23 protein-coding genes and 3 pseudogenes are annotated in these 26984 nt (G+C 60.2%); 8 read left to right on the top strand and 18 right to left on the bottom strand.

Going from position 1 to position 26984, the window contains the following annotated elements:
• Positions 1–4: 4 nt before the first annotated feature.
• From BLU75_RS27600 to BLU75_RS24415, 4 genes and pseudogenes are all read right to left on the bottom strand, one after another.
• The gene (locus tag BLU75_RS27600; RefSeq protein ID WP_084378606.1) at positions 5–1729 is read right to left on the bottom strand and encodes a putative 2-aminoethylphosphonate ABC transporter permease subunit; all 1725 of its coding nucleotides are present in this window, start codon (positions 1727–1729) and stop codon (positions 5–7) included.
• 1 nt (position 1730) lies between these two features.
• Positions 1731–2797: pseudogene (locus BLU75_RS27595) on the bottom strand (putative 2-aminoethylphosphonate ABC transporter ATP-binding protein).
• A gap of 172 nt (positions 2798–2969) precedes the next feature.
• Positions 2970–3833: a LysR family transcriptional regulator gene (locus tag BLU75_RS24420; protein ID WP_084378607.1), complete on the bottom strand. Its 864-nt coding sequence runs from the start codon at positions 3831–3833 to the stop codon at positions 2970–2972.
• A 16-nt stretch (positions 3834–3849) separates the two neighbouring features.
• On the bottom strand, positions 3850–6135 hold the full coding sequence (locus BLU75_RS24415) for a heavy metal translocating P-type ATPase (RefSeq protein ID WP_084378608.1): 2286 nt from the start codon (positions 6133–6135) through the stop codon (positions 3850–3852).
• Between the two features lie 85 nt (positions 6136–6220).
• Between BLU75_RS24415 and cadR the strand changes: the two genes are divergently transcribed.
• Complete coding sequence (gene cadR, locus BLU75_RS24410) at positions 6221–6670, top strand: Cd(II)/Pb(II)-responsive transcriptional regulator (RefSeq protein ID WP_084378609.1); 450 nt, start codon at positions 6221–6223, stop codon at positions 6668–6670.
• 32 nt (positions 6671–6702) lie between these two features.
• Here cadR and BLU75_RS24405 read toward each other — a convergent pair whose 3' ends face one another.
• Together BLU75_RS24405 and lgt are read right to left on the bottom strand one after the other, a co-directional pair.
• Positions 6703–7536, bottom strand: a complete 834-nt coding sequence (locus tag BLU75_RS24405; RefSeq protein WP_084378610.1) for a thymidylate synthase — start codon at positions 7534–7536, stop codon at positions 6703–6705.
• Positions 7537–7587: 51 nt separating this feature from the next.
• On the bottom strand, positions 7588–8400 hold the full coding sequence (gene lgt / locus BLU75_RS24400) for a prolipoprotein diacylglyceryl transferase (RefSeq protein ID WP_084378611.1): 813 nt from the start codon (positions 8398–8400) through the stop codon (positions 7588–7590).
• A gap of 261 nt (positions 8401–8661) precedes the next feature.
• Between lgt and BLU75_RS24395 the strand changes: the two genes are divergently transcribed.
• A complete protein-coding gene (locus BLU75_RS24395; RefSeq protein WP_084378612.1) occupies positions 8662–9408 on the top strand; it encodes an NRDE family protein in 747 nt (248 codons plus the stop codon).
• A 157-nt stretch (positions 9409–9565) separates the two neighbouring features.
• Here BLU75_RS24395 and ptsP read toward each other — a convergent pair whose 3' ends face one another.
• Positions 9566–11845: a phosphoenolpyruvate--protein phosphotransferase gene (gene ptsP, locus BLU75_RS24390; protein ID WP_084378613.1), complete on the bottom strand. Its 2280-nt coding sequence runs from the start codon at positions 11843–11845 to the stop codon at positions 9566–9568.
• A gap of 22 nt (positions 11846–11867) precedes the next feature.
• Positions 11868–12347, bottom strand: coding sequence for an RNA pyrophosphohydrolase (locus BLU75_RS24385; RefSeq protein ID WP_003176750.1), 480 nt, complete (start codon positions 12345–12347; stop codon positions 11868–11870).
• A 143-nt stretch (positions 12348–12490) separates the two neighbouring features.
• Between BLU75_RS24385 and BLU75_RS24380 the strand changes: the two genes are divergently transcribed.
• A complete protein-coding gene (locus tag BLU75_RS24380; RefSeq protein WP_084378614.1) occupies positions 12491–13147 on the top strand; it encodes a histidinol-phosphatase in 657 nt (218 codons plus the stop codon).
• Between the two features lie 135 nt (positions 13148–13282).
• Here BLU75_RS24380 and BLU75_RS24375 read toward each other — a convergent pair whose 3' ends face one another.
• Both BLU75_RS24375 and ilvA read right to left on the bottom strand, forming a co-directional pair.
• Positions 13283–13696, bottom strand: a complete 414-nt coding sequence (locus BLU75_RS24375; protein WP_084378615.1) for a DUF2269 family protein — start codon at positions 13694–13696, stop codon at positions 13283–13285.
• A 40-nt stretch (positions 13697–13736) separates the two neighbouring features.
• Positions 13737–15251: a threonine ammonia-lyase, biosynthetic gene (gene ilvA / locus BLU75_RS24370; RefSeq protein ID WP_084378616.1), complete on the bottom strand. Its 1515-nt coding sequence runs from the start codon at positions 15249–15251 to the stop codon at positions 13737–13739.
• A gap of 136 nt (positions 15252–15387) precedes the next feature.
• Between ilvA and rpiA the strand changes: the two genes are divergently transcribed.
• Both rpiA and BLU75_RS28190 read left to right on the top strand, forming a co-directional pair.
• Positions 15388–16059, top strand: coding sequence for a ribose-5-phosphate isomerase RpiA (gene rpiA / locus BLU75_RS24365; protein ID WP_084378617.1), 672 nt, complete (start codon positions 15388–15390; stop codon positions 16057–16059).
• Positions 16060–16320: 261 nt separating this feature from the next.
• A pseudogene (locus BLU75_RS28190) lies at positions 16321–16849 on the top strand (autotransporter outer membrane beta-barrel domain-containing protein); the annotation flags it as partial.
• On the opposite strand, the gene BLU75_RS24355 reads toward BLU75_RS28190, so the two are convergent.
• The 4 genes and pseudogenes from BLU75_RS24355 to BLU75_RS24340 form a co-directional block, all read right to left on the bottom strand.
• Positions 16850–17758, bottom strand: a complete 909-nt coding sequence (locus tag BLU75_RS24355) for an SdiA-regulated domain-containing protein (protein WP_084378618.1) — start codon at positions 17756–17758, stop codon at positions 16850–16852.
• A gap of 122 nt (positions 17759–17880) precedes the next feature.
• Positions 17881–18807, bottom strand: coding sequence for an SdiA-regulated domain-containing protein (locus BLU75_RS24350; RefSeq protein WP_084378619.1), 927 nt, complete (start codon positions 18805–18807; stop codon positions 17881–17883).
• Between the two features lie 158 nt (positions 18808–18965).
• Positions 18966–19631, bottom strand: coding sequence for a fumarylacetoacetate hydrolase family protein (locus tag BLU75_RS24345; protein WP_084378620.1), 666 nt, complete (start codon positions 19629–19631; stop codon positions 18966–18968).
• Positions 19632–19662: 31 nt separating this feature from the next.
• A pseudogene (locus BLU75_RS24340) lies at positions 19663–21051 on the bottom strand (FAD-binding oxidoreductase); the annotation flags it as partial.
• A 205-nt stretch (positions 21052–21256) separates the two neighbouring features.
• Between BLU75_RS24340 and serA the strand changes: the two are divergent.
• A complete protein-coding gene (gene serA / locus BLU75_RS24330; RefSeq protein ID WP_084378621.1) occupies positions 21257–22486 on the top strand; it encodes a phosphoglycerate dehydrogenase in 1230 nt (409 codons plus the stop codon).
• 181 nt (positions 22487–22667) lie between these two features.
• Here the strand turns inward: serA and BLU75_RS24325 are convergent, their stop codons facing one another.
• Positions 22668–23108: a DUF4399 domain-containing protein gene (locus tag BLU75_RS24325; protein WP_084378622.1), complete on the bottom strand. Its 441-nt coding sequence runs from the start codon at positions 23106–23108 to the stop codon at positions 22668–22670.
• 134 nt (positions 23109–23242) lie between these two features.
• Here BLU75_RS24325 and BLU75_RS24320 point away from each other — a divergent pair, with 134 nt between their 5' ends.
• The gene (locus BLU75_RS24320) at positions 23243–23893 is read left to right on the top strand and encodes a transporter substrate-binding domain-containing protein (protein WP_090221581.1); all 651 of its coding nucleotides are present in this window, start codon (positions 23243–23245) and stop codon (positions 23891–23893) included.
• 36 nt (positions 23894–23929) lie between these two features.
• On the opposite strand, the gene BLU75_RS24315 is transcribed toward BLU75_RS24320, so the two are convergent.
• Entirely contained in the window at positions 23930–24424 is a 495-nt protein-coding gene (locus tag BLU75_RS24315; protein ID WP_084378686.1) for a 2-thiouracil desulfurase family protein, read from the bottom strand.
• A gap of 2 nt (positions 24425–24426) precedes the next feature.
• On the bottom strand, positions 24427–25059 hold the full coding sequence (locus BLU75_RS24310) for a 2OG-Fe(II) oxygenase (RefSeq protein WP_084378623.1): 633 nt from the start codon (positions 25057–25059) through the stop codon (positions 24427–24429).
• A gap of 131 nt (positions 25060–25190) precedes the next feature.
• Between BLU75_RS24310 and BLU75_RS24305 the strand changes: the two genes are divergently transcribed.
• Entirely contained in the window at positions 25191–25943 is a 753-nt protein-coding gene (locus tag BLU75_RS24305) for a DUF2059 domain-containing protein (protein WP_090221580.1), read from the top strand.
• A 49-nt stretch (positions 25944–25992) separates the two neighbouring features.
• Here the strand turns inward: BLU75_RS24305 and bipL are convergent, their stop codons facing one another.
• Entirely contained in the window at positions 25993–26934 is a 942-nt protein-coding gene (bipL, locus tag BLU75_RS24300; RefSeq protein ID WP_084378625.1) for a phospholipase BipL, read from the bottom strand.
• Between the last annotated feature and the right edge of the window lie 50 nt (positions 26935–26984).

The raw sequence follows: 26984 nt of genomic DNA, 5'->3' as shown, positions 1-26984 counted from the left end.
AGAGTTATTGACCCGGCGCGGTTTGGCGCCAAGCCTGAGAGCGGCGCAACAAACCGCGTGAGGCCCACGCCAGCAGCAGCGACACGCCGGCCGAGGTGAACAGAATCAGGGTCGACATGGCTGCCGCGCCACCGACGTTGCCGGCGTCGTCCATGTTCAGGACCGCCACCGCCGCGAGGAGGGTGTCGGGGCTGTAGAGGAAGATCGCGGCGGACACGGTGGTCATCCCCGACACGAACAGGTAACGGACGATATCCAGCAGTGCCGGCAGGCAGATCGGCAGCGTGACACGCAGGTAATGGCGGTACAGCGGCGCCTTGAGGGACAGCGCGGCGGCTTCGAATTCGGCATCCAGTTGGCGCAGAGCGGTGGTGGCGGTCATTTGCGCAGTGGTCAAATAATGAGCAATGGTGCACACCACCAGCAACGTCATGGTTGCGTAGAACACGTGCAACGGGTTGCCGGGGAGGTTGAAAAAGAACACGTAGCCCAGGCCCAGGACCAGGCCCGGTACCGCCATCGGTACAAAGCTGAGCATGCGCAGCGCCAGGTTCAGCCCGCGCTGGCTTGGGGTTTTCTCCATCAGATAGGCGCCGGTAAAAATCAGCACGCTGCCGATCAACGCGGTACACAGCGCCATGGTCAGGCTGTTGCGATAGGCCAACCAGCCGCCGCCCGCGGTATCGCTGAAGTGATAGTGGTCCAACGACAGCGACAGGTTGTACGGCCAGAACTTCACCAGCGATGAATACACCGCCATGCCGAACACCAGCAGCAACACCGCGCACATCAACAGGACAATCACCAGGTAGCAGCCATCGCGCAGCCGCGACGGAGTCGGCTGAAAGGCTTGGGCACGGCCACTCATGGCGTCGCCCTGGCGACGACGCAGCCATGCATCGACGCCGAAGCTGAACAGCGCGGGCAGCAGCAGCACCATGCCGATCAAGGCCCCCCGGCCGAACTGCTGCTGGCCGACCACCGCCTTGTAGGCTTCCAGCGCCAGCACTTGATAATCACCACCCACCACCACGGGCACGCCGAAGTCGGTAATGGTCAGGGTGAACACCAGGCAAAACGCGCCGAACACGGCCTGGCGCGTCGCCGGCCAGGTAATGCTGCGAAACGCCCGGGCCGGACTGGCGCCCATGCTTGACGCTGCATCGAACAGTCGCGCATCCGCCAGGGACAATGCCGACAACAGAATCATCAGCGCGTGGGGAAAGGTGTAGATCACCTCACCCAGGACAATGCCCCAGAAGCCGTAGATGTTGTCCGACAGCACGTCGCGCAACAGGCCCTGGTTACCAAACAGATACACCAGGGCAATGCCCGGAAGCATCGACGGCGCCATCAGCGGCAGCAACGACAGACCGCGCCAGACGGTTTTGCCTGGGATCAGCGTACGCTGCAACGCGTAGGCGAACAGATACGCCAAGGGCACGACAATGCAGGCAACGCTGAGGGAAACCTTCAGGCTATTGCCCAACAGCCAGTGGAAATTGGCGCTGCTGAGCAGCTCGCGGGCCGCCACCCAACCGCCGCCCTGCCCGGCTTCGGCGCTGAATCCGCGCCAGAAGATCGCCAGCAGCGGCAATAGTACGGCGATACTCAACAGGCACAACAACAGCAGTTTACCGCCGAGGACAAACACACGGTCGCCGATGTCGGCACGGGCCGCTTGTCGGGTCATGGGATCGCGTAGCGGCAGGCTCATGTCAGCGGGCATCTCAGGCAAACACCTGCAGGCAGCGCGGCGGCAACGCCACCCAAATCGCCTGCCCCCCCCCAGGCGAGGCATGGCGTCCGGCGTCAACTCGGCCAGCAACGGATGGCCTGGCAACTGGTCGAGCTCGAAGCTCATGCGGCAGCGATTGCCGAGGAACGTGATATCACGAACCTGGGCCGGGAACAGGTTCTCCTCATGCACCGGTGGATTGACGCTGATGGCTTCCGGACGGCAAAACAGTCGGCCCGAGGCAGCTTTGCCGGAATCATCGGCCAGGCGCACGTTCATCCCGCCGACCTGGGCGTGGCTGGCACTGTTGCGGCTGAAGGGCAGCCAATTGCCTTGGCCGACAAACTCGGCCACGAACGGGGTGGCCGGACGGTCGTAGATTTCCTGGGGCGTGGCGTACTGCTCGACCTTGCCGTTGTGCATCACGGCGATACGGTCGGCCATCAGCATGGCCTCGTCCTGATTGTGGGTGACCATCAGCGTGGTGATCCCCAGGCGCCGTTGCAGCTGGCGCAACTCGCTACACAGATGCTCGCGGACCCGAGCGTCGAGGGCCGACATCGGTTCGTCCAACAGTAACAACGAGGGTGCCGGCGCCAGGGCGCGGGCCAGGGCGACCCGTTGTTGCTGGCCGCCAGACAATTGGCCGGGGTATTTCTTTTCGCTGCCGGTCAGGCCCACCAGCTCCAGCATTTGCGCCACCCGCTTGCGCACTTCATCGCGTCCACTGCCGGCCAGGCCGTAACCGATGTTGGCTTCAACCGTGAGATTGGGAAACAGTGCGTAGGACTGAAACAGAATGCCGTAGTCCCGTGCCTGAGGAGCCAGCAGGGAAACATCCCGATTGCCCAGGTATAACTCGCCGCTGTCCTGACGCTCGAGGCCGGCGATGCAGCGCAACAAGGTGGTTTTGCCACAGCCCGATGGACCGAGCAGGCACACCAGCTCGCCGGCGGCGACATCCAGGGACACATGGTCCAAGGCGGTGAAAGCGCCGAAACGCTTCTGGATACCACGCACCTTCATTGGCGCGCCGGGGTTGCTCAGGGCTGTGTTCATGAAGGCACCTCATCGAACGGATGAAGGCCATGCTAGGCAGGCAATGCGTCCCTGTTGTGGCAGAAAGGCAAAACCCGGCGATAGTGGTATTGATGGATTTGGGTAGGGCCACAAGGAGGTGGTGACTGATCTGGCTTGCTCGCGATGGCGGCTTCAAGACCACCCAACAACCTCAGATCGGTGACATTTCCTGCGCTAACCCCAGAAAGGCCGCCGGTAACCGCGCGCCTTTTCGCTCTTTGAGGCAGTACAAGTACTCGGGGATCTGGGGTGCATTCTCAATGGTCAGCACCCGCAGCTGTGGGTCATGGGGCACTTCCTGGCGGGCAATGATGCTGATGCCGATGTTGCGCAACACCGCTTCGCGGATTGACTCGCGGCTGCCGATCTCCAGCAGCGGTCCGTAGCTCACGCCGGCGTCCTCCAGCATGTCCTCGGTAAGTTGGCGGGTGGTGGAACCGGCTTCACGCATCAGCAATGTATGCCCGGCCAATGCCGTCAAGGGCACATGGTCGAGCGTCGCCAGCGGATGATTGCGATGCACCGCGAGCACCAGCGGGTCGGTGCCCAATATGCGGCGAATCAAGCGCGGGTCATCCACCCGCTGTGACGAGGCCGCGACGTCCACGCGGTAGTCTTCCAGGGCCTCGATGACCTGCTGCGAATTGCCGATCTCTACCGATACGTCCACCTGCGGCAGACGCTCGCGAAACGCCTTGACCAGATCGAGGATGTAGTACGGCGCCGTCGCAGCGATGCGCAGTGCGCCCTGGACCTGGCCACTGTTGCGCAGGAAAAACTCGATATCCGCTTCCTGCTGCAACAGCGCCTTGACCATCGGCAACAGCCGCGCGCCTTCGTCACTGACGGTGAGCCGACGACCACCGCGGTAGAACAACTCAACCGAGTACTGACTCTCCAGATGACGAATCTGGGTCGTCACCGTGGGCTGGCTCAAACCAAGTTTTTTCGCCGCCTGGGTAATGCTGCCCAGACGTGCGACCTTATAAAACGCCTTCAACTCGGCACTCAGCACATCGCCCTCTCATCGACTATTTGCGCAACAGGCGCAGTCCGTTGAACACCACCAGCAGGCTCACGCCCATGTCGGCAAACACCGCCATCCACATGGTGGCCATACCCAGAAAGGTGAACACGAGGAAGATCGCCTTGATCACCAGCGCCAGCGCGATGTTTTGCTTGAGGATACTCGACGTTTGTCGCGAGAGCCGTATAAATGCCGGAATCTTGCGCAAATCATCGTCCATCAGCGCCACGTCGGCGGTTTCGATGGCGGTGTCCGTCCCGGCGGCGGCCATGGCAAATCCGATCTCGGCGCGCGCCAGGGCGGGAGCGTCGTTGATGCCATCACCGACCATGCCGACGCGATGGTCTTTGCCATACAAGGCTTCGATGGCGTGCAGCTTATCCACGGGCAGCAGATCGCCCTGGGCCTGGTCGATGCCCACCTGGGCGGCAATCGCCTGGGCGGTGTGGGTATTGTCGCCGGTGAGCATCAGGGTCTTGATGCCCAATTCATGCAGTTGCTGAATGGCTTCGCGGCTGCTGTCCTTGACCGTGTCAGCCACGGCAAACAGCGCCAGCGGGCCGGACTTGTCCAACAGCAGCACCACGGATTTGCCTTGTTTTTCCAGGGCGAAGAGTTTTTCTTCGAGGGCCGGCGAACACAGGCCCAGCTCTTCAACCAGGCGGTGGTTGCCCAGGTAATAAACCTCGCCATTGATCTCGCCGCGCACTCCACGCCCGGCCAGGGCCTCGAAGTTATCCACAGCGAACACCGTCAGTTGTTTATCCACAGCCGCATTGGCGATAGCCAACGACACCGGATGATCGGAACGCCCGGCCAGACTGGCGGCCAACGCCGGGGCCGTGGCTTCGACAGTGGGCTGCAATGCCAGGAAATCGGTTTGCACCGGCTTGCCGTGGGTGATGGTGCCGGTCTTGTCGAGGGCCAGGTAATCCAGCTTGTAACCCCCCTCCAAGTACACGCCGCCCTTGATCAGGATGCCCTTGCGCGCGGCAGCGGCCAGGCCACTGACAATGGTCACCGGTGTAGAGATCACCAGCGCACACGGACACGCGACCACCAGCAGCACCAGCGCACGGTAGATCCAGTCAAACCAGGCGGCGCCCATGAACAAAGGCGGGATCAACGCTACGCCCAAGGCAAACAGAAACACCGCTGGAGTGTAGATTTTCGAGAAACTGTCGACGAAGCGCTGGGTCGGCGCCCGTGCGCCCTGGGCCTGCTCCACCGCATGGATGATGCGTGCCAGGGTCGAGTTATTGGCGACGGCGGTAACGCGGTACTCCAGGGAACCTGCCTGATTGATGGTGCCGGCGAAGACTTTGTCGCCCACGGTTTTTTCAATCGGCAGGCTTTCACCGGTGATCGGGGCTTGGTCGATGGTCGATTGCCCGGCACTGACCTCACCGTCCAGGCCGATACGCTCACCGGGACGAACCCGCACAATAGCACCCAACTCGATGAATTTGGCCTCCTGTTCGACCCAACTGCCGTCTGCCTGACGTACCGTGACCTGTTCCGGGGCCATTTGCATCAAGCCACTGATGGCATTGCGGGCACGGTCCAGGGACTTGGCCTCGATCAACTCGGCCACGGTGAACAGGAACATCACCATTGCCGCTTCCGGCCACTGGCCGATCAGGATGGCGCCGGTCACGGCGATACTCATCAGGGCATTGATGTTGAGGTTGAGGTTCTTCAGGGCGATCCAGCCCTTTTTGTAAGTGCTGAGGCCACCGCTGAGGATCGACACCAGCGCCACCAATGCCACCACCCAGGTCGGTGCCGCTTGGGTGAAGTGGATCACCTCGGCCGCCAACGCGCAGACACCGGACAACGCCAGCAGCCACCCGTGTTTCTTCGCGGGCGGCGCGGCGGCCGCGACGCCGTCTTCGATCGGCTCGGCCTGCATCCCCAGGGCTTTGATGGCGGCAATGATCGGCGCGGTGTCCGGCAGGTCGTGGGTGACCCCAAGAACACGGTTGATCAGGTTGAATTCCAGTTGCTGCACACCGACCAGCTTGCCCAGTTTGTTCTGGATCAGCGTCTGCTCGGTAGGGCAATCCATGGCTTCGATACGGAAGCTGCTCAGGCGCGAGCCGGCGGTGGTCGCCTCGCTCAGCTTCACCAGCGCGGGCGCGGCGGCGCTGGAACAGCAAGAGCCGCCATGGCTCGCCTGATCGTGACTTGGCGCTGAAGCCAGCTTCGCGCCGTGATCGTGATCGTGATCGTGATCGTGATCGTGATCGTGATGATCATGGGGGTGCCGGGTATGGATGGAGTCGCTCATGGATACAGTCCGCAAAAGGTGCCTGTTGCCAAGTAAAGACCCTGTAGCCACTATAGGGTCAAGCACCCTTTTGGAGATTGCTGCGATGAAGATCGGTGAATTGGCCAAACTGACCGACTGCCCAGTGGAAACCATCCGTTATTACGAGAAAGAAGGCCTGCTGCCACCGCCAGCCCGCAGCGAGGGTAACTACCGCCTGTACACCCAGGCCCATGCCGAACGGCTGACCTTTATCCGCAACTGCCGCAGCCTGGACATGACCCTGGAGGAAATCCGTAGCCTGCTGGGCCTGCGCGACAGCCCGCAGGATCAGTGTGAAAGCGTGAATGCGCTGATCGACGAGCATATCCAGCACGTCAAAGCGCGAATTGATGGTTTGTTGGTATTGCAGGAACAACTGCTCGACCTGCGCCAGCGTTGTGGCGAAGGACCGGATGTTGATCAATGCGGGATTCTGCAGCGCCTGGAAGTCAGCGGGAGTGTGCCGACGAGTGACGCCGAACATTCCCATGTGGGCCGCAGCCACGGCCACTGATCGTTCCCACTGAGTGGGAACGATCACATCACTCAGATGGCCACGTCGGCCTTGATGCTTGGATCGGCGTCATAGCCCACGATTTCGAAATCTTCGAACCTGTAGTCGTAGATCGACTCGGGTTTGCGCTTGATCACCAGGCTCGGCAGCTTTTTCGGCGTACGCGCCAGCTGGGTCTGGATCTGTTCCATGTGATTGCTGTAGGCGTGGGTGTCACCAGTGGTGACGATGATCTCGTGGGGGATCAGGTCGCATTGCTGGGCCAGCATGTGGGTCAGCAGCGCCAGTGCAGCGGTGTTGTACGGCAGGCCGAGAAACACGTCGGAGCTGCGGATATACAGCTGCATCGACAGATGACCGTCATGCACGAACGCCTGATACAGCAGGTGGCACGGTGGCAAGGCCTGCTTACCGTTGCGCGCATTGTCCTGGGGGCTTTTGGTCTCATCCGGCAGGTATTCGACGTTCCAGCCGTGGAACAGGATGCGGCGGCTGTTGGGGTTGGTCTTCAACGTCTCGACCATGTAGTCGATCTGGTTGATCTTGCCGCCGTCCTTGGTTGGCCAGGCGGTCCACTGCTCGCCATAGACAGGGCCCAGGTCACCTTCTTCGGTGGCCCACTCGTCCCAGATGCGCACACCGTTCTCATTCAGCCACTTGATGTTGGTGTTGCCGCTCAACATCCAGATCAGCTCATTGGCGATACTTTTGAAGTGCAGCTTCTTGGTAGTCAGCAGTGGGAAGCCGTCGGCCAGGTTATGCCGGAACTGACGGGCAAACACCGCTTTGGTACCGGTGCCGGTGCGATCACCCTTGGCCAGGCCATTGGTTACGACGTCGCTCAATAGTTCGAGATATTGCTTCATGACATTACCTGTATCGTTGAAGCCGAGGCTCGCAGGCCTCGGCGTTCGAGTTTAAAGCGTGCTGTTCTTGATCGCCTGTGGGCGATTGTAAGCCCACCACAGCAAGCCCAGCCCCGCGAGAATCATCGGAATACTGAGAATCTGACCCATGGTCACCCAGCCGAACGCCAGGTAGCCCAACTGGGCGTCCGGCACCCGCACGAACTCGACGATAAAACGGAAGATTCCGTAGAACAGCGCGAACATCCCCGAAACCGCCATGGTGGGCCTTGGCTTGCGCGAGAAAATATAGAGGATCAAGAACAGCGCCACCCCTTCCAACGCGAACTGGTAGAGCTGCGACGGATGGCGCGGCAGTTGCGCCGGATCGCTGAACGGCGGGAACACCATGGCCCACGGCACGTCGGTCGGTTTGCCCCACAATTCGGCATTGATGAAGTTACCGATGCGCCCGGCGCCCAGGCCAATCGGCACCAGCGGTGCGACGAAATCCATCAGTTGGAAGAATGACTTGCCGTTGCGGCGGGCAAACCACCAGGCCGCGATCATCACGCCGATAAAACCGCCGTGGAAGGCCATCCCGCCTTTCCAGACCTCGAAGATCAGGGTCGGGTTGGCCAGGTAGGCGCTCAAGTCGTAGAACAGCACGTACCCCAGACGCCCGCCGATGATCACCCCCATCGACAGCCAGAACACCATGTCGGAGAGTTTTTCCTTGGTCCAGGTCGGGTCGAAACGGTTCAAGCGCCGGGAAGCCAGCAGCCAGGCGCCGCCAATGCCGATCAGGTACATCAACCCGTACCAATGGATTTTCAGCGGACCGATGGCCAGGGCCACCGGATCGATCTGCGGGTAAGCCAGCATTGCGACTCCTTGTTAAATCATTCGTTATTGCGCCCGGACCATGCCGGAGCGCGATTAAGCCAGTATTTCGTCAAAGCGACGGCATCAAATTAAAAAGCTCCAGCCCACGCCGAACAGCCCGGCGAGCCCCACCCGCGTAGGCGTCCAGCGCCAAATACAGCAGGAATTCCATGGGCGCTCCCAAAATCGAATCGGCATGTTAACGGATGCAAAGCACAGGGTTCTATGGGTAGAGTGGGCAAAACACCAAGGGATCGCTTTATGTGCCTGATTGTTTTTGCCTGGCGGCCGGATCATACCCAGCCGCTGATCGTCGCGGCCAACCGCGATGAGTTCTACGCCCGCCCCAGCTTGTCATTGGCCCAATGGCTTGATGCACCGCAGGTGTATGCCGGACGCGACCAGGAAGCGGGCGGCACTTGGTTGGGAGTCGGTGCCGACGGCCGGTTTGCGGCATTGACCAATATTCGCGATCCTCACCAGCCCCCCGCACGCAAATCCCGGGGTGAGCTGGTGGCGCGCTTTCTCAGCGGTTCTCAGCCGATTGATCAATATTTAGCCGACGTTCACGGCAGAGCCATCGAGTATGCCGGGTTCAATCTTTTGCTCGGTACGCGACAAGAGTTGTGGCATTACAACGCCAACGACACCGCCCCTACGCGGCTGAGTCCGGGTATCTACGGGCTATCGAATGCCCAGCTTGATACGCCGTGGCCAAAGTTGCTCAAGGCCAAGGCGGCGTTGGCCGAGGTGCTCGACGATCCGCATCCCGATGCCCTGCTGGCCATTCTGGGTGATGCGCAACCCGCTGCGTTCACCGAGTTACCGGATACCGGCGTGGGGCTGGCGACGGAGAGTCTGCTATCAAGCGTGTTCATCGCCAGCCCGAGTTACGGGACACGGGCGAGTACGGCGCTGATTGTGCACGCCGATGGGACACGGCATATGGTCGAGCGCAGTTTTGGGCCGCATGGCGGGCGACTGGGCGAAGTAGAACTCAATTTTTAGCACAACATTGATTGTGGCGAGGGGACTTGTCCCGTTGGGCTGCATAGCAGCCCCAAGAAAATCGCTGCATTGTTCAGACAGAGGCTGTGAAGGGGCTGCTTCGCAGCCCAACGGGGGACAAGCCCCCTCGCCACAGAAGCCCCACTTGCCCTCGAATTCAGAGGTTTTTTGCAGAAGCCGGATTGATCATCCGCGCCAACCCGAGGTTTTTCAGGGCCAGTTGCAGCGAGCTGTGGATAACTTGCGGGTTGTCGATGGTCATCAGCTCGGCCAGCATGTCCTTGGCCTTGCTGAGGTTGATCTGACGCAGCATCCATTTCACTTTCGGCAAGTTGGTGGCGTTCATCGAGAGGCTGTCGAAGCCCATTGCCATCAACAGCACCGCCGCTGCGGGATCACCGGCCATTTCACCGCAGATACTCACCGGCTTGCCTTCGGCATGGGCGTCACGCACCACATGTTGCAAGGCTTGCAGCACGGCCGGATGCAGATAGTCATAAAGGTCCGCGACCCGTGGGTTGTTGCGATCCACGGCCAACAGATATTGGGTCAGGTCGTTGGAGCCCACCGAGAGGAAATCCACCTGCCGCGCCAGCTCCTTGGCCTGGTACACCGCCGCCGGAATTTCGATCATCACGCCAATCGGCGGCATCGGCACATCGGCGCCTTCGTCGCGCACTTCGCCCCAGGCGCGGTGGATCAGGTGCAGGGCTTCTTCCAGCTCGTGGGTGCCGGAGATCATCGGCAGCAGGATGCGCAGGTTGTTCAGGCCTTCGCTGGCCTTGAGCATCGCGCGGGTCTGGACGAGGAAGATTTCAGGGTGATCGAGGGTTACACGAATGCCGCGCCAGCCAAGGAAGGGATTGTCTTCCTTGATCGGAAAATAAGACAGTGACTTGTCGCCGCCGATGTCCAGGCTGCGCATCGTCACCGGTAGCGGATGGAAGGCAGACAGTTGCTCGCGATAAATCGCCAGCTGCTCCTTCTCGCTCGGGAAACGCTGATTGATCATGAACGGCACTTCGGTGCGGTACAGCCCCACCCCTTCGGCGCCACGCTGTTGCGCCCGCGCCACGTCCGCCAGCAGGCCCGTATTGACCAGCAGCGGTACGCGGTGGCCATCGAGGGTCACGCACGGCAATTCACGCAGGGCATCGAGGCCCTGGGACAGCTGGCGCTCCTCCTCGACAACCTCGGCGTACTGCTTACGCAACACGTCGCTGGGGTTGGTATAGACCTCGCCGTGGTAGCCATCGACGATCATGTCGATGCCATCGACCTTGGAATACGGCAGGTCCACCAGCCCCATCACGGTCGGGATGCCCATGGCTCGGGCCAAGATGGCCACGTGGGAGTTACCCGAACCCAATACTGAAACCAGTCCCACCAGTTTGCCTTCCGGCACTTCACCAAGCATGGTCGCGGTGAGTTCTTCACTGATCAGAATGGTGTTGTCGGGGTAGACCAGGTTGGTGGTGCGGTCTTCCTGCAGGTAAGCCAGGAGACGGCGGCCGAGGTCGCGCACATCCGAGGCACGTTCACGCAGGTAGGCGTCGTCCATCAACTCGAAACGGTTGACGTGATCGGTGACCACCTGGCGCAGTGCGCCCTGGGCCCACTGGCCGGTCTTGATCACGGTCTTGACTTCGTTCCCCAGGGACGCGTCGTCGAGCATCATCTGGTACACGTCGAACAGCGCCCGCTCTTCGGGGCGCAGTTGGGTGGCCAATTTGGTCGACAGGTTGCGCATATCGGCGCGCACGCCTTCCAGGGCGGTCTTGAACAGCTGGATTTCGGCTTCGATGTCAGTGACGGTCTTGTCCGGCACCACATCCAGGTCGGCCGGCGGCAGCATGACCACCGCGGTGCCGACCGCCGCGCCGGGCGAGCCGGGCACACCGACAAACTTGGCTTCCTGGATGCCCTTGCCCTGGCGTCCCAGGCCGCGAATCGAACCGGTGGCCTCGGCGTGGGCGATAACCCCGGCCAGTTGCGCGCTCATGGTGACAAGGAAGGCTTCTTCACCCTCGTCGAACTGGCGACGCTCTTTCTGCTGGATGACCAACACGCCGACGACGCGGCGGTGGTGAATGATCGGGGCGCCGAGGAAGGAGGCGTAACGCTCTTCACCGGTTTCGGCAAAGTAGCGATAACGCGGGTGACCCGCGGCGTTTTCGAGGTTCAGAGGTTCTTCACGCGTCCCGACCAGGCCCACCAGACCTTCATTGGGCGCCATGCTGACCTTGCCGATGGAGCGCTTGTTCAAGCCCTCCGTCGCCATCAGCACAAAACGGTTGGTCTCGGGGTCCAGCAGGTAAACCGAGCAGACCTGGCTGCCCATGGCTTCCTTGACGCGCAACACAATAATCCCCAACGCCGCCTTGAGATCCTTGGCGGAGTTAACTTCCTGGACGATCTTGCGCAGCGTATTGAGCATGGCTCGGGGTCGAACTCCGTCGTCAGTCGCGCGCTAAGAGGCGCGGGGCAAGTTCTTTGAGAGCGCGACGATAAACCTCGCGCTTGAATGTCACCACCTGGCCCAACGGATACCAATAACTGACCCAGCGCCAGCCATCGAACTCCGGTTTACCGGTCAAATCCATCCGCACCCGCTGCTCGTTCGAGATCAGGCGCAGGAGAAACCATTTCTGCTTCTGGCCGATGCACAGCGGTTGGCTGTGGGTACGTACCAGGCGTTGCGGCAAACGATAACGCAACCAGCCACGGGTACAGGCGAGAATCTGCACATCTTCGCGCTCAAGGCCCACTTCTTCGTTCAACTCACGGTACAGGGCGTCTTCAGGGGTTTCATCGGGGTTGATCCCGCCTTGAGGAAACTGCCAGGCATCTTGGTTGATACGGCGAGCCCATAGCACCTGTCCGGCATCATTCGTAAGAATAATCCCAACATTAGGACGGAAACCATCGGGGTCGATCACGGCAACAACCTCGCAAACGCATGTCGCCGCATTGTTCCACAAAGCTTGTTGCAGCGGCAACGAGGCTGCTTACCTTATGTGCACTCTTGTGAAAAGACCGTATTCTGGACGTCTTTTTACAGACTTTTCAGCGAGTAACCGCAATGCGCCTGGCTTTATTCGACTTGGACAACACGCTTTTGGGCGGCGACAGTGACCACGCCTGGGGTGATTACCTGTGCGAGCGCGGCATTCTGGATGCCGTCGCCTACAAATCCCGCAACGACGAGTTCTACCAGGACTACCTGGCCGGCAAGTTGGACAACGCCGCTTACCTGAACTTTTGCCTGGAAATCCTCGGTCGTACAGAGATGGCCCAGCTGGACGAATGGCACCGCGACTACATGCGTGACTGCATCGAGCCGATCATGCTGCCGCTGGCAGCCGACCTGTTGGCCAAACACCGGGCGGCTGGCGACAAGCTGGTGATCATCACCGCCACCAACCGGTTTGTCACCGCGCCGATTGCCGCACGTTTAGGGGTTGAAACCCTGATTGCGACCGAATGCGAGATGGTCGATGGCCGTTATACCGGGCGCAGCACTGATATTCCGTGCTTTCGCGAAGGCAAGGTGACGCGCTTGAATCGGTGGTTGGCGGAAACGGGATATAGCCTGGAAGACAGCTATTTCTACAGTGACTCGATGAATGACTTGCCGTTGCTGGAGCAGGTGACACATCCAGTGGCGGTGGATCCGGATCCGAATTTGCGGGCCGAGGCCGAGCAGCGTGGGTGGCCGGTCATCACCCTGCGCGGTTGATGACCCGTTAACTGTAGGAGCGAGCTTGCTCGCGAAAAACCCAAGAGCGCCGCGTGCATTCAGGATGCACGCGCTATCGTTGACGTTTTTCGCGAGCAAGCTCGCTCCTACGGTGATTTAAGTGATTTACCGTCGTTAAGCCGGCTTGGCGCCCATTAACCCGGCAATCGCCACAAACCCCATCAGGCTGACCACCGCCAGCACCAGCGTGAAATTCAGGTTGCCTCCCCCGCCCAATCGCAACCGGTTGAGTCGCGCCAGCAACCAGAACCAGGCCAGCGCCGCCACGCTATAGATCACGCTGGAACCCAGGATCCAGGTCTGCCCCAACGGCCAGCCGATCAAGTGCACCAGCCACCAGCCGGTGAACGGCATGCTCACCAGGCTTATCCCCATCAACAACCAGACAAACACCCACGGGCGTCGCAGGGTGCAGGCCGGCCCGACGCTGCGTTTGCGCCAGGCCAGGATGGCCAGTGCCAGGCCGCAGCCCAATAACAGCACCGTGGCCACCACGTGAATGACTTTGAGGGTAGTCAGCGTTTCCATGTTCTCGATTCCTTGAAGGCCGCTCAGTCAGCGTAGTCGCTCAACCGAGGAACAGTTGATACGCCGGGTTATCGCTCTCATCCCAGTACGGATAGCCAATCGCTTCCAGCGCCGCCGGCACCAGATGACGTTCGTTCGCCGGCACTTGCAGGCCGGCGACCACCCGACCGTCGGCCGCGCCGTGGTTGCGGTAGTGGAACATCGAGATGTTCCAGCGCCCGCCCAATTTGTTAAGAAAGTTGAACAAGGCGCCCGGGCGCTCGGGGAATTCGAAGCGAAACACCACTTCATTACTGACGTGCGCCGCATGACCGCCGACCATATGGCGAATGTGCAACTTGGCCAGTTCGTTTTCGGTCAGGTCCAGCACTGGGAAACCCTGCTCGGTGAGGCTGGCGATCAAGGCGCTGCGCGGATCGTTTTCCGGGTGCGTCTGCACCCCGACAAAGATGTGCGCTTCGCTGCCGGAGTGATAGCGGTAGTTGAATTCGGTGATCTGGCGCTTGCCCACGGCTTCGCAGAACGCCTTGAAGCTGCCGGGTCTCTCGGGAATGGTCACGGCGATGATTGCTTCGCGGCCTTCACCCAATTCGGCGCGCTCGGCCACGTGGCGCAAGCGGTCGAAGTTGACGTTGGCCCCGGAGTCGATGGCGACAAAGGTCTGCCCGCTGACACCACGGGTCTCGACGTACTTCTTGATCCCCGCCACGCCAAGGGCGCCGGCCGGTTCGGTGATGGAGCGGGTGTCGTCGTAGATGTCCTTGATCGCCGCACAGATTTCATCGGTGCTGACGGTGATCACCTCGTCGACGTAATCCTTGCAGATGTCGAACGTATGCTGGCCGATCTGCGCCACCGCCACACCGTCGGCAAAAATGCCCACGGTTGGCAGCACCACGCGCTCACCGGCCGTCATGGCCGCTTGCAGGCAATTGGAGTCGTCCGGCTCCACGCCGATGATCTTGATTTCCGGTCGCAGGTACTTCACGTAGGCGGCAATCCCGGCAATCAGGCCGCCCCCGCCCACCGGGACGAAAATCGCGTCCAACGGCCCCGGGTGCTGGCGCAGAATCTCCATTGCCACGGTGCCCTGCCCGGCAATGGTGTGCGGATCATCGTAGGGGTGAATGTAGACGTAGCCTTTTTCGTCGACCAGTTTCAGCGAATACGCCAGGGCTTCGGGGAAAGAGTCGCCGTGCAGCACCACTTTGCCACCACGGGAGCGCACACCTTCAACCTTGATCTCCGGGGTGGTCTTGGGCATCACGATCGTCGCCTTGACCCCCAGCACCTTGGCCGCCAGGGCCAGGCCCTGGGCATGGTTGCCCGCCGACGCGGTGACCACGCCACGTGCGCGCTCTTCGACCGTCAATTGCGTCAACTTGTTGTAGGCACCGCGAATCTTGAAGGAAAACACCGGCTGCAAGTCTTCGCGCTTGAGCCAGACCTTGTTGCCCAGTCGCTCGGAGAGCTGGCGGGCGGTCTGCAACGGGGTTTCCACGGCAACGTCATAAACGCGCGAGGTGAGAATCTTTTTGACGTACTGTTCGAGCATCGGCAAGCATCACTGGGCGGGTTGGGCAGGGCCAAGGAGTCTAACCCAGCGTTTGCCCGGGCGACCACACGAATCCAGAGGTTTTGTTGGGTTATACTCGCGGCCCTCTTTACTCCCCGCCCGTTCCGGAGCCCGCATGACCCAGGATCAACTCAAACAGGCAGTGGCCCAGGCCGCCGTCGATTTAATCCTTCCTAAACTCGACGATAAGAGCATCGTCGGTGTCGGCACCGGCTCCACCGCCAACTGCTTTATCGATGCGCTGGCCGTGCACAAGGGCGCGTTCGACGGCGCGGTAGCCAGCTCCGAAGCCACGGCCGCCCGGCTCAAGGGCCACGGGATTCCAGTGTACGAACTCAATACCGTGAGCGACCTGGAGTTCTATGTCGACGGCGCCGATGAAAGCGACGAGCACCTGAACCTGATCAAGGGCGGCGGCGCGGCCCTGACCCGCGAGAAGATCGTCGCGGCCGTGGCCAAGACCTTTATCTGCATTGCCGACGCCAGCAAGCTGGTGCCGGTGCTGGGCAATTTCCCGCTGCCGGTGGAAGTGATCCCGATGGCCCGCAGCCACGTGGCCCGCGAACTGGTGAAACTGGGCGGCGACCCGGTGTACCGCGAAGGCGTGTTGACCGACAACGGCAATATCATCCTCGACGTGTTCAACATGCAGATCACCAACCCGGTGGCGCTGGAGACACAGATCAATGCCATCGTCGGCGTGGTCACCAATGGTTTGTTTGCCGCGCGTCCCGCTGATGTGCTGCTGCTGGGTACCGCCGAAGGCGTGAAAACCCTCAAGGCCTGACGTAACAGCCTTGTCGTTTTGTAGGAGCTGGCTTGCCAGCGAAAACCGCCAACGATAACGCGGGGCGCCTAGTGCCAAGCGGTGTTCTCGGGTTTTTCGCCGGCAAGCCGGCTCCTACAGCTACCGAGCCGCCCTCACGGCGCATGTAACAAAAACGGCGCCAATTCACGCTCGCCCAAGGAATCAGGCGCGCATCCTGCAGGCAGATTCGGTTTGAACCTCCCAATCATTTCAAGGAAGACCCTGTGATCAAGCCCCTACCTGCAATCGTCCAGTCGTGAAGTAGGCAGTTTTGAGGGTGAAGTTGGCGTGGATGGCGAGTTCAACCCGGACAGCGGTTTCGATACCGCCCCCAATCCAGAAACGCGGCGTCTTGGCCTGCATGCCTTGGGTGACTATCAACTCAGCAGCAGCCTGAACATCGGCGCCAGCCTCAGTTATCTCAATGGTCGTGACAAGCTTGAGCACCGCGGCAAGCTGGACAGCGACACCTGGAAGCGGCGCGGTCGCCCTGCCCTACGGTTTGAGCCTGATGCCTTATGGAGACATTGCCTGGGTCAAGGAGTTGACCGATGGCCGGCTGGACGATCTCTATCTGACCGCCCGCGCCGATGGCCAGGCACGCACCGCTCGACTGGGCACGGTAGACAAGAGTTTTGGTCGCACACAGCTCGACAGCCAACTGGCGATCACTCCGCAGTTGGGCGTGTTTGCCGAGGTGAACGGCCGCCTGGGTCACGCCGAGGGCAGCCAGACCGGTTATTCGCTGGGCGTGCAGTGGATGTTCTGATCAGGACTTTTTGAACACGTAAAACAGGTTCGGCTCACTGACCATGTAAAGCGTGCCATGGTCATCCATGGCAATCCCTTCGGCCTGGGGCACGCGCTTTTCCAGGCCATGGTGCCCGTTGAGCAACGACAAGCTGCTCAAAGGACGACCGTCGATATCCAGTTCCAAGACCAGAAACGACTCATCGGAGAGTGCCAGCAAATGGCCGCTGCGCTCATCGTATTGCAGGCTCGACAGATCGCGTACAAACAGACCGGCATCGCGCTTGGGGTTGTTGACCACGTGTACGGAGTAGGTTTTTTCCGGTTTGAAGTGCGGAAAACCGTGCACTTCATAAATCAGCATCGGATCGCGTTCCTTGGCGACAAACAGGCGCTTGCCCACCGAATCGTAGGCCAGGCCTTCAAACCCTTTATTGCCGCTCAAATGCACACCGAGGGTCATCTGCTCGGCATCGTCGGCATCCAGGAACTGCGTGTCGTCTTCGAGGTGAATATTGATCAAGCGCTGCCGACGTTCGTCGCTGATCACGTAGGTATTTTCGCTGATGAACTCCACCGCCTCGGCATCGCCAAAGCCCACCAGATGAATACGCCGCACGAGCTTGCCGTCCAGGGACAGCTCGATCAGCTCGGCGTTTTTATTGGTGACGGTGAACAAACTGTTACGCACCGGATCATAGGTCAGCGCCGAGACGTCCGCATCCAGGCCTTCGATCACTTGCGCCTCCAGCACCACCTGATAGTCCGCCAGGCCAATGGCGCGCTCATCCAGTGGATGACGCGAGACTTGCCAGTTGAACCAGGCGCGCTCGAACAGACGAAACTGCTGCGCGACCACCCCGGCCGCAACAAGGGCGATCAGCAACAGGATAAAAAAAGCAGATTTGGGGCGGGCAAGTCGACGCATGGGGGGCGGGCTCAAAGTGAAAACTGGCGGATAGATATCACGACCGCCTGAATTTAAACTTAAACGCACCTGACTGTCTGGCAAATGCCGCTTATAGAGAAGAATCCTACATGATAAGTCGGCTATTTCTGTCTTTCGAAACGATAGAACAGGTTCGGTTCGCTGACCATGTACAGCGTGCCGTTTTCATCCATGGTCACGCCTTCGGCGCGGGGGATGGTGTCTTTCAAACCGTTGAAGCCGCCGAGCAGCGTCATGAAGCTGACTTGCTCGCCTTTTTCATCCAACTCCAGCAGCAGATGGGAGTCGGCCGACAGCACCAGCAAATGACCGGTACGCGGGTCGACACTCAGGGCTGAAAGATTGCGCATGTCCAGCTCGGAGCTGGGCAGCTTTTGCTTATCCCCGGCCAGGGCCTGGCTGCCGTCGCTTTTCCAGGTAAACAAGGCCGCCGGCCGTTCTTCACCCAGCACCAGTTGCTGATTGCGCGGGTCCCAGGCGACCGCTTCAAAGGCCTTGTTCTGATCCGTGGAAGGGCCCAGGTCGTAGGTCGGGAAGTCCGCGAAGGTCAATTGCCGAGTGCCGGCATCGACCTTGACCAGGGTCAGGGTGTGCATGCGCTCATCGACAATCGCCAGCACGCCGTTTTCCATCACGCTCACGCCTTCCGGGTTGTTCCAGCCGACCAGGGGCATCTTGCGCAATACATCCCCTTGCAGGTTCAGTTCTACCAAAAAGGGGTTTTTGCCCATCACCGCGAACAAGGTCTTGGTCTGCGGGTTGTAGGCCAGGTCCGAAGCTTCATCCTTTTCCATCCCCGGCAACAGCTTGGCATCGATGACCACCTGATAGTCGGGGAGCCAGACACTTTCCTTGCGCTCGACCGGGCTTTCAAAGCCTTCCAGTATCCACAGCACACCACGATCATCCCAATGCATCGCCCAGGAAACGCCATAAATGATCACCCCGGCCAGAAACAGCCAGGAATACCAGCGCATGGTGAAGCGAGAGCGGCGGGTGGATTTCACAGGAGGAAGAGGCACGGTCATGGAGAGCGTTCCAGAAAATCAGCTATAGGTGGAGGCACAGGATCAACAGGCCCGCGTGCCAAAGGCTGGAGATTATCCGGACGGGGTGTGAAAAAAATGCAAAACGTCCAGGTCGCGCTGGCGTCCCTGTGGCGAGCCCGCTCGCCACAGGTCGGCATTCAGCGCACGTTGCTGTCGAAGCGGCTCACGCCCGGCAACTCCACCACCAGCTCGTCACCCACATTCAGCGGACCTACACCCGCCGGGGTCCCGGTAAGGATCACATCACCGGCCTGCAGCGAAAAGCAGCCGGCCATGTGCTGGATCATCGGGACAATCGGGTTGAGCATTTGTGCGCTGTTGCCATCCTGGCGCACTTCGCCATTGATGGTCAGACGTATACCGATGTCGGTGATATCGGCAAAGCTGCTGCCCACCACGAATGGCGCGATCACAGCCGCACCGTCGAAGGATTTAGCGATTTCCCACGGCAGGCCCTTGGCCTTGAGTTCGGCCTGTTTGTCCCGCAGGGTCAGGTCCAGGGCCGGGGCGAAACCGGAGATAGCGTCCAGCACTTCTTCGCGGCTTGGCTTGGTGGACAAGGGCTTGCCGATCAGCACGGCGATTTCCGCCTCGTAATGCACCGAGCCACGCTCGGCGGGAATGGCGAAGCCGCCTTCCATTGGCACCACGCAACTGCCTGGCTTGATAAACAGCAAGGGCTCGGTCGGCACCGGGTTATCCAGTTCCTTGGCGTGTTCGGCGTAGTTACGCCCGATGCACACCACTTTGCCCAAGGGAAAATGAATGTTGGTCCCATCGACGTACTTGTGCTGATAGCTCATTGACCGCGTCCTCTCTGGTGCCAGTTAAAACAGCGAAGATCTTGCCCGGGTTCATGATCCCATTCGGGTCAAACACCGCCTTCACTGCCTTCATGTATTCGATTTCCACTGGTGAACGGCTGTAGGTCAGGTAATCGCGTTTGGTCATGCCCACGCCGTGCTCGGCGGAGATCGAACCGTTGTACTTCTCGACGGTTTCAAACACCCACTTGTTCACGGTAGCGCACTTGGCGAAGAACTCGTCCTTGCTCAGGTTTTCAGGCTTGAGGATATTCAAGTGCAGGTTGCCGTCGCCAATGTGACCGAACCAGACAATTTCGAAGTCTGGATAGTGTTCGCCGACAATAGCGTCAATTTCTTTCAGAAATGCCGGCACCTTTGAAACGGTGACCGAAATATCATTCTTGTACGGCGTCCAGTGGGAAATCGTCTCGGAAATGTACTCGCGCAGCTTCCACAGGTTGTGCAGTTGGGTTTCGCTCTGGCTCATCACGCCATCCAGCACCCAGCCTTGTTCGACGCAGTGCTCGAAGGTTTCCAGGGCGTGGTTGGCCACCTCTTCCGTGGTGGCTTCAAATTCCAGCAGCGCATAGAACGGGCACTCGGATTCGAAAGGCGCCGGTACATCGCCACGGGCGAGGACTTTGGCCAAGGCCTTGTCAGAGAAGAATTCGAAGGCCGTCAGGTCCAACTTGCTCTGGAAGGCGTGCAATACCGGCATGATCGAGTCGAAATCAGCCGTGCCGAGCACCATCGCGGTAAGGTTCTTCGGCGCGCGGTCCAGGCGCATGGTCGCTTCGACCACAAAACCCAGCGTGCCTTCAGCGCCGATAAACAGCTGGCGCATGTCGTAACCGGTCGCGTTCTTGATCAAGTCCTTGTTCAGTTCCAGCAGATCGCCCTTGCCGGTGACCACCTTCATGCCGGCCACCCAGTTACGGGTCATGCCGTAGCGAATCACCTTGATCCCGCCGGCGTTGGTGCCGATATTGCCGCCAATCTGGCTGGAACCGGACGATGCGAAGTCCACCGGGTAATACAAGCCTTGTTCCTCGGCGACGTTCTGCAGCTGCTTGGTCACCACGCCCGGCTGGCACACGGCGGTGCGATCGGTGAGGTTGACGTCGAGAATCTGGTTCATGTAGTCGAACGACACCACCACTTCGCCATTCGCCGCAACCGCAGCGGCCGACAGCCCGGTACGACCACCGGAGGGTACCAGCGCCACCGTGTGCTGATTGGCCCAGCGGACAATGGCCTGCACCTGCTCGGTGGTCTTGGGGAAGACAATGGCCACCGGGGCCGGGGCGAAATGCTTGGTCCAATCCTTGCCGTAAGCATTCAGGGAGTCGGCATCGGTCAGGACTTTGCCAGGCTCAACCAGGGTCTTCAGCTCATCAATCAGGGCAGGATGGGTCATCGACAGAACTCTCGAACAATTCATGGTCATCCTGAGAACGCTTCACGTCGCAGGAATGGGTGTTTAGCGGGGCACGTATGCTAGCATACCGCCCCCGCAGGACAGAGCCCAAGGGCGTTTCTGCGGTGACGGCTTTCCTGCCGTCCGGGTCAGCTTGCGCTGCTCGATTCCCTGCCATTTTTCTCCGGGATACAGGTTTACGCAGATGAGCAAGACTTCTCTCGATAAGAGCAAGATCAAGTTCCTTCTTCTGGAAGGCGTCCACCCATCGGCCGTCGACGTCCTTAAGGCCGCCGGGTACACCAGCATTGAGTACATCACCAGCTCTCTGCCGGAATCCCAGCTCAAGGAAAAGATCGCCGACGCGCACTTTATCGGCATTCGCTCCCGTACCCAACTGACCGAAGAGGTCTTCGACCACGCCAAGAAACTGGTAGCGGTCGGCTGTTTCTGCATCGGCACCAACCAGGTCGATCTCAATGCAGCGCGCGAGCGCGGCATCGCGGTGTTCAACGCACCGTACTCCAACACCCGCTCCGTTGCGGAGCTGGTCTTGGCCGAGGCCATCCTGCTGCTGCGTGGTATCCCTGAGAAGAACGCTTCCTGCCACCGTGGCGGCTGGATCAAGAGTGCAGCCAACTCCTTCGAAATCCGCGGTAAAAAGCTGGGAATCGTCGGTTACGGCTCGATCGGCACGCAATTGTCGGTATTGGCCGAAGGCCTGGGCATGCAGGTGTTTTTCTACGACACCCTGACCAAGCTGCCATTGGGCAACGCCACGCAAGTGGCGAGCCTGACCGAGCTGCTGGGCATGTCCGACATCGTGACCCTGCACGTTCCGGAAACCGCTGAAACCCAGTGGATGATTGGCGAGAAGGAAATCCGTGCAATCAAAAAAGGCGGGATTCTGATCAATGCCGCACGCGGTACCGTGGTCGAGCTGGATGCCCTGGCCGACGCGATCAAGGACAAGCACCTGATCGGCGCCGCCATCGACGTATTCCCGGTTGAGCCGCGCTCCAACGACGACATCTTCGAAAGCCCGCTGCGTGGCCTGGACAACGTGATCCTGACCCCGCACATCGGCGGTTCCACCGCTGAAGCCCAGGCCAATATTGGCCTGGAAGTGGCCGAGAAGCTGGTCAAGTACAGCGACAACGGTACCTCGGTGTCCTCGGTCAACTTCCCGGAAGTGGCGCTGCCGGCTCACCCTGGCAAGCACCGCCTGTTGCACATCCACCAGAACATTCCGGGTGTGATGATGGAGATCAACAAGGTTTTCGCGGAAAACGGCATCAACATTTCCGGCCAGTTCCTGCAGACCAACGAGAAAGTCGGCTACGTCGTCATCGACGTCGACGCCGAGTACTCCGATCTGGCGCAAGAGAAGCTGCAGCACATCAACGGCACTATCCGTAGTCGCGTGCTTTTCTAAAAAGCCTGTAGGAGCGGACTTGTCCGCGAAAAACGTTAACGATGACGCGTGCATCCTGGATGCACACGGCGCCCTCGAGTTTTTCGCGAGCAAGCTCGCGCCTACACAAATCAGCGACCAACGCTGCCATAAAAAATGGGAGACCCGCTGGGGCCTCCCATTTTTTATGTCTGAACAAATCTTACTTGACGTTAACCGTGATGACTTTCGACGCTACAGTCGGCTCGAATTGCATGTGCAGCTTGTCGCCAGCGACCAATTGCAAAGTGTGCTTGCCTGGGGCGAGGGTCACTTCGGTTTCGGTCTGGGCCTTGCCGTAGTGGATCACGGTGTCGGTGGCGGGGATCGGAAGGCTGGCATCCGGCAGTTCTTTCTGGTCGATCAGCAAGTGATGATGACCGGTGCCTGGCGTCTGATCAGTGGCGGGAGCCAGCTTCAGGCCTTCCATGGCGAATTTCACGGTGAAGGTTTTATCCACGGTAGCGCCATCTTTCGGCGAAACGATGGACACTTCAGCACCTGCTGGTGGCGCGCTGCGCGGAATACCGTCAGCGGCGGTTGCCAGCATCGAAGCTCCCAGCAGCAGGCTGGCCAGGGTTGCACGAGACAAAATGGCTTTCATTAACTTCTCCAGTTTTTCTGTGAAATCTGTAGGGTTGTGACAACTTAGTGACGAAACGCTGTCCAAGGCACTCAACACCATAGCAAAGCGGGCCTGAACGGCGCCTCGCACCTTCGAATCCTTTAGGAGTGACCATGCGCTTTTTGCCTGGCCTGTTACTTTTGCTTCCTCTTATAAACCCTTTGGCTCACGCCGAAATGTTCGATGATGTGTTTGATCGCGGGGAGTTGCGCATCGCTCTGGAAGCCAACACGCCGCCCTTCAACTTCATGGAAGGCGAAAAACTCACCGGCTTCGAGGTAGAACTGGGTGAACTGCTGGCCCGGGAAATGGACGTACGCGCGTCTTTTATCACCACCGATGACAGCGAATTGTTGCCTGGCGTCGAGAGTGGTAAGTACGACGTGGCAATCAACCATATCGCTGTGACTCCTGAACTGCAGGATCGTTTCGATTTCAGCGAGCCTTACAGTTATTCCAAAGCCTATCTGATTGCGCCCAAGCCGGAAAAGCCCCGGCTGAGCAGCCTTGATGCAATCAACGGCAGCCAATTCGTCAGACCACCACGCCCCCCTGAAGGCGTGGACCTGCGCAGCCAGGTCACAACCCGACGAGCCGCCGCAAAAGACCCGACCTTGAGCTTGGCGATCCCGTTCCAGAAAGGCAATCCGGCCTTCAAGTCGAGCCTGGACAAGGCGCTGCAGCGGATCAAGGCCGATGGACGGCTGACGGCGCTGTCGCAGAAATGGTTCGAGACCGATATGAGCAAACCGGCGAAGCCCTGAAACGGGGCAGGTGGGTGAATGTGCGAGCGACGATGCTCAAGCAGGCGTTGAAAGGAGCGCCAGCGCCTGTGCGGCTGCGGGCAATTCCAGCTCGCTGAAGACCTGCACGCCATGGCGTTTGAGCAAGGCTGCCGTGACCCCTTCGCCATTGACCTTCACGCCGCTGAATGTGCCGTCATAAGTCAGCAGATTGCCGCATGACGGACTGTTGGCCTTGAGCACGGCAATGCGGATGCCGTGACGTTGCACTAATGCCAGGGCCTGACGGGCCCCGTCCAGGAACGCTTGGCTGACATCCTCACCCGCAGCCGTCAACACCTGAGCGCGCCCGTCCCAGACGTCGACGCCCTGACCGCCGGGTATTTCGGCTGCCGGCCGTGGTGTCGACAACCCACCTGCCACCTCCGGACATACCGCAACCACCCGGCCTTCGGCCTGCCACGCGGTCAATTGATCAAAGGGCCCGCTGGCACCAGCGTCGTAGCGCACCCGGTGCCCCAACAGGCAGCGGCTGACCAGAATCTTTTGCATCATCAAAACGGCTCGTTGCCGCGCCGACGAAACCAGCCCGTCAGGGACAGGCGCTCGCGGTTGGCAGGCAAGACTTCGTGGGGCATTTCACCCGACAGGAACACCACCAGACAACCGCCGACGGGATCCACATCGTATTCAACGGCATTTTTGAGGTACATGCGCAATTGGCCGCCATGCTCGGGCAACCAGGCGTCATTCAGGTAAAGCACCGCCGAGACCATCCGCCGGTCATCATCGCGAAAACGGTCGACATGCTTGAGGTAAAACGCCCCTGGCGGGTACATCGCGAAGTGACATTCGAACTCTTCCAGTCCGAGGAACAGACCTCGGTTCATCGCCAGACGCAGGTTGTCCATCAGCGCGAGATAGCGGTCACATATCGCCGCCTGGCCGGCCTCCAACCATTGAATATGGTCACCACGAATACCTTCGCGAATCTCCTGGGCCGGGCCGCGCCCGACCGCCGCTGGCGCCAATTCACCTTCGGCGGCACGTTTACGGCACTCAGCCGCCAGTTCCAGGGTCAGAGCCTCTGGCAGGAAGATGTTCTGCTGCGACCAGCCTTGCACGGCCAGGTCGTCGACGATGCTTAGCAGCAGCGGGTGATCAGAGGGTATTGGCATGGCGCGCATAGTATCCATACGCCTGTGAATCCGACAGAGCCGCCGAGCGCCTAAATACACATTAGTCAGGTAACTGATAGGACTTCTCGACAAATCCTACGCCCGACACGGACAATAGTGGCCGACTGACAGGAGTCCTTATGCGTCGTTTGTTTTTATCCTTGCTGATGTGTTGCGTTTTGCCCGCCTGGGCAGACAGCTATGACCAGTTGTACACGGTCGCCGGCTGGCCAGAACAGCGTGCGCATTTCAATGACGCCTTGAATGCCGCCCAGCAGCGGTACCGCAACAGTCTGCCGCCTGCGGTGTACCAGGCGCTGGTGGATAACAGTAATAAACGCTTCGCCCCCGAGGCCATGGATCAGCGCGCCGAAGCGCAGTTGCGCAAGCACTTGGCGGACCCCAAACCGGCACTGGATTTTTTCCAGTCACCCCTGGGCCGCAAGATCGTCGCCGCAGAGTTATTGGCGACGCGCCGTGATCAACTGGCAAAAAATGCCCGTGGCCTGCCACAGATCCAGGCCGATGCCACCCGCAGCCTGATCATCGGCCATCTGGCCCAGGCCCTGCCCGCCCGCGAAGCCGGTGCCGAGGTCAGCCTGGCGATTGCCGGCGTGGCGGCCGACAGCCTCAGCCAAATGATTCCCGGCCTGCTCGGCGGCGGCCAGGCACAAAGTATGCTGAACGGCCAGCGTGAGCGGTTGATGCAGCAGATCGGCAATGATTTGAACAACACATTGCTGTACGTCTACCGGGACCTGTCTGACCCGGAGCTGGAAGAGTTCGCAACCTTCGCCGAATCGCCGGAGGGCAAGGCGTATTACCAAGCAGCGCTGGCAGCGATCCGCGCCGGCCTGGCGGTCGGCCAAAGCACCTCCAGCCTGGCCCCCTGACGCCCCTTCCCCTGTAGGAGCGAGCAAGCTCGCTCCTACAGGGGAAGGGTTATTTCAGGTGGCCGGTGAGGAACTTGAAGTATTGCTCGCGGATTTCAGGCAACTCATTTGCCAAGTGATGCCGCCCACGCGGCACCATCAGGATCTGCGGCTGATCGAACTTGCCGCTTAGCACCTGCAGATTGTGCTGCCAATCCACCGTCATATCCTCCTCGCCCTGCACGATCAGTGGCCGCCGCGTACTGCGCGGGGCAGCCTCGATGCGCTTGATCCAGCGCCCCAGCGCGCCCACCCAGGCGGTCGGCAGTTGTCGTGGCTGCAAGGGGTCGGCTTCGAGGAATGGCCGGAACGCCGGGTCGTTGCTGTTATCGCTGAAGCGCCGGGCGATGCCTTTGACGAACGGTTTGAGCAAGTAATAGCTGAGCTGCGACCAGCCCCAGGCTCGCGGTCGCACCAGCGGCGACAGCAGGAAGGTCTGGCCTTGCGCCGGGCTGTCCGGGCCATGGTGGAGCAGATGGTCCACCACAATCGCCCCGCCGGTGCTTTGCCCGAACAGATGCCAGGGCTTGGGCAGTTGCAGCGCGTCGGCCTGTTCGAACAAGCCGTTCACCACCTGCTGGTACACCGCAAAATCATCGATGCTGGCACGCTCGCCACTGGACAGGCCATGCCCCGGCAAGTCACAGGCAATCACTACGAAACCCTGATCCAGGCCCCACTCCACCACGCTGCGGTACAGCCCCATGTGGTCGTAGAAACCGTGAAACAGAAACAGGCTCGCCACGGGTTGCGCGGGCCACCAGACCTGGCTGACCACCTCAAAGCCGTCGATATCAAATCGTCCCAGGCGGCTGACCACCGGTTCCTTGCGTGTCGCCAGATCCAGGCCATAGAAACGTTGATAGACCCGAGCCTCAGCCGAAAGCGCTTGCGCATCCACCAGAGGCCGCAAGCTTTCGCGCAGGTGATCGGGGTCAAAGGTCACGGGCATAAGAAGTTCCAGACTAAGGCTCAACGCGCTGAACAGGTTTTATCGAGCTG

The sequence above is a fragment of the Pseudomonas mucidolens genome (assembly GCF_900106045.1).
In the GTDB taxonomy this organism is placed as follows: domain Bacteria; phylum Pseudomonadota; class Gammaproteobacteria; order Pseudomonadales; family Pseudomonadaceae; genus Aquipseudomonas; species Aquipseudomonas mucidolens.
The sequence above is the reverse complement of the archived record's forward strand: the minus strand, read 5'-3'. Positions and strand labels throughout refer to the sequence as shown.

Coding starts and splice junctions, on each gene's coding strand:
- BLU75_RS27600 (WP_084378606.1), bottom strand. CDS start 1,729: ATGCCCGCTGACATGAGCCTGCCGCTACGCGATCCCATGACCCGACAA.
- BLU75_RS24415 (WP_084378608.1), bottom strand. CDS start 6,135: ATGAGCGACTCCATCCATACCCGGCACCCCCATGATCATCACGATCAC.
- cadR (WP_084378609.1), top strand. CDS start 6,221: ATGAAGATCGGTGAATTGGCCAAACTGACCGACTGCCCAGTGGAAACC.
- BLU75_RS24405 (WP_084378610.1), bottom strand. CDS start 7,536: ATGAAGCAATATCTCGAACTATTGAGCGACGTCGTAACCAATGGCCTG.
- lgt (WP_084378611.1), bottom strand. CDS start 8,400: ATGCTGGCTTACCCGCAGATCGATCCGGTGGCCCTGGCCATCGGTCCG.
- BLU75_RS24395 (WP_084378612.1), top strand. CDS start 8,662: ATGTGCCTGATTGTTTTTGCCTGGCGGCCGGATCATACCCAGCCGCTG.
- ptsP (WP_084378613.1), bottom strand. CDS start 11,845: ATGCTCAATACGCTGCGCAAGATCGTCCAGGAAGTTAACTCCGCCAAG.
- BLU75_RS24380 (WP_084378614.1), top strand. CDS start 12,491: ATGCGCCTGGCTTTATTCGACTTGGACAACACGCTTTTGGGCGGCGAC.
- BLU75_RS24375 (WP_084378615.1), bottom strand. CDS start 13,696: ATGGAAACGCTGACTACCCTCAAAGTCATTCACGTGGTGGCCACGGTG.
- ilvA (WP_084378616.1), bottom strand. CDS start 15,251: ATGCTCGAACAGTACGTCAAAAAGATTCTCACCTCGCGCGTTTATGAC.
- rpiA (WP_084378617.1), top strand. CDS start 15,388: ATGACCCAGGATCAACTCAAACAGGCAGTGGCCCAGGCCGCCGTCGAT.
- BLU75_RS24355 (WP_084378618.1), bottom strand. CDS start 17,758: ATGCGTCGACTTGCCCGCCCCAAATCTGCTTTTTTTATCCTGTTGCTG.
- BLU75_RS24350 (WP_084378619.1), bottom strand. CDS start 18,807: ATGACCGTGCCTCTTCCTCCTGTGAAATCCACCCGCCGCTCTCGCTTC.
- BLU75_RS24345 (WP_084378620.1), bottom strand. CDS start 19,631: ATGAGCTATCAGCACAAGTACGTCGATGGGACCAACATTCATTTTCCC.
- serA (WP_084378621.1), top strand. CDS start 21,257: ATGAGCAAGACTTCTCTCGATAAGAGCAAGATCAAGTTCCTTCTTCTG.
- BLU75_RS24325 (WP_084378622.1), bottom strand. CDS start 23,108: ATGAAAGCCATTTTGTCTCGTGCAACCCTGGCCAGCCTGCTGCTGGGA.
- BLU75_RS24320 (WP_090221581.1), top strand. CDS start 23,243: ATGCGCTTTTTGCCTGGCCTGTTACTTTTGCTTCCTCTTATAAACCCT.
- BLU75_RS24315 (WP_084378686.1), bottom strand. CDS start 24,424: ATGCAAAAGATTCTGGTCAGCCGCTGCCTGTTGGGGCACCGGGTGCGC.
- BLU75_RS24310 (WP_084378623.1), bottom strand. CDS start 25,059: ATGCGCGCCATGCCAATACCCTCTGATCACCCGCTGCTGCTAAGCATC.
- BLU75_RS24305 (WP_090221580.1), top strand. CDS start 25,191: ATGCGTCGTTTGTTTTTATCCTTGCTGATGTGTTGCGTTTTGCCCGCC.
- bipL (WP_084378625.1), bottom strand. CDS start 26,934: ATGCCCGTGACCTTTGACCCCGATCACCTGCGCGAAAGCTTGCGGCCT.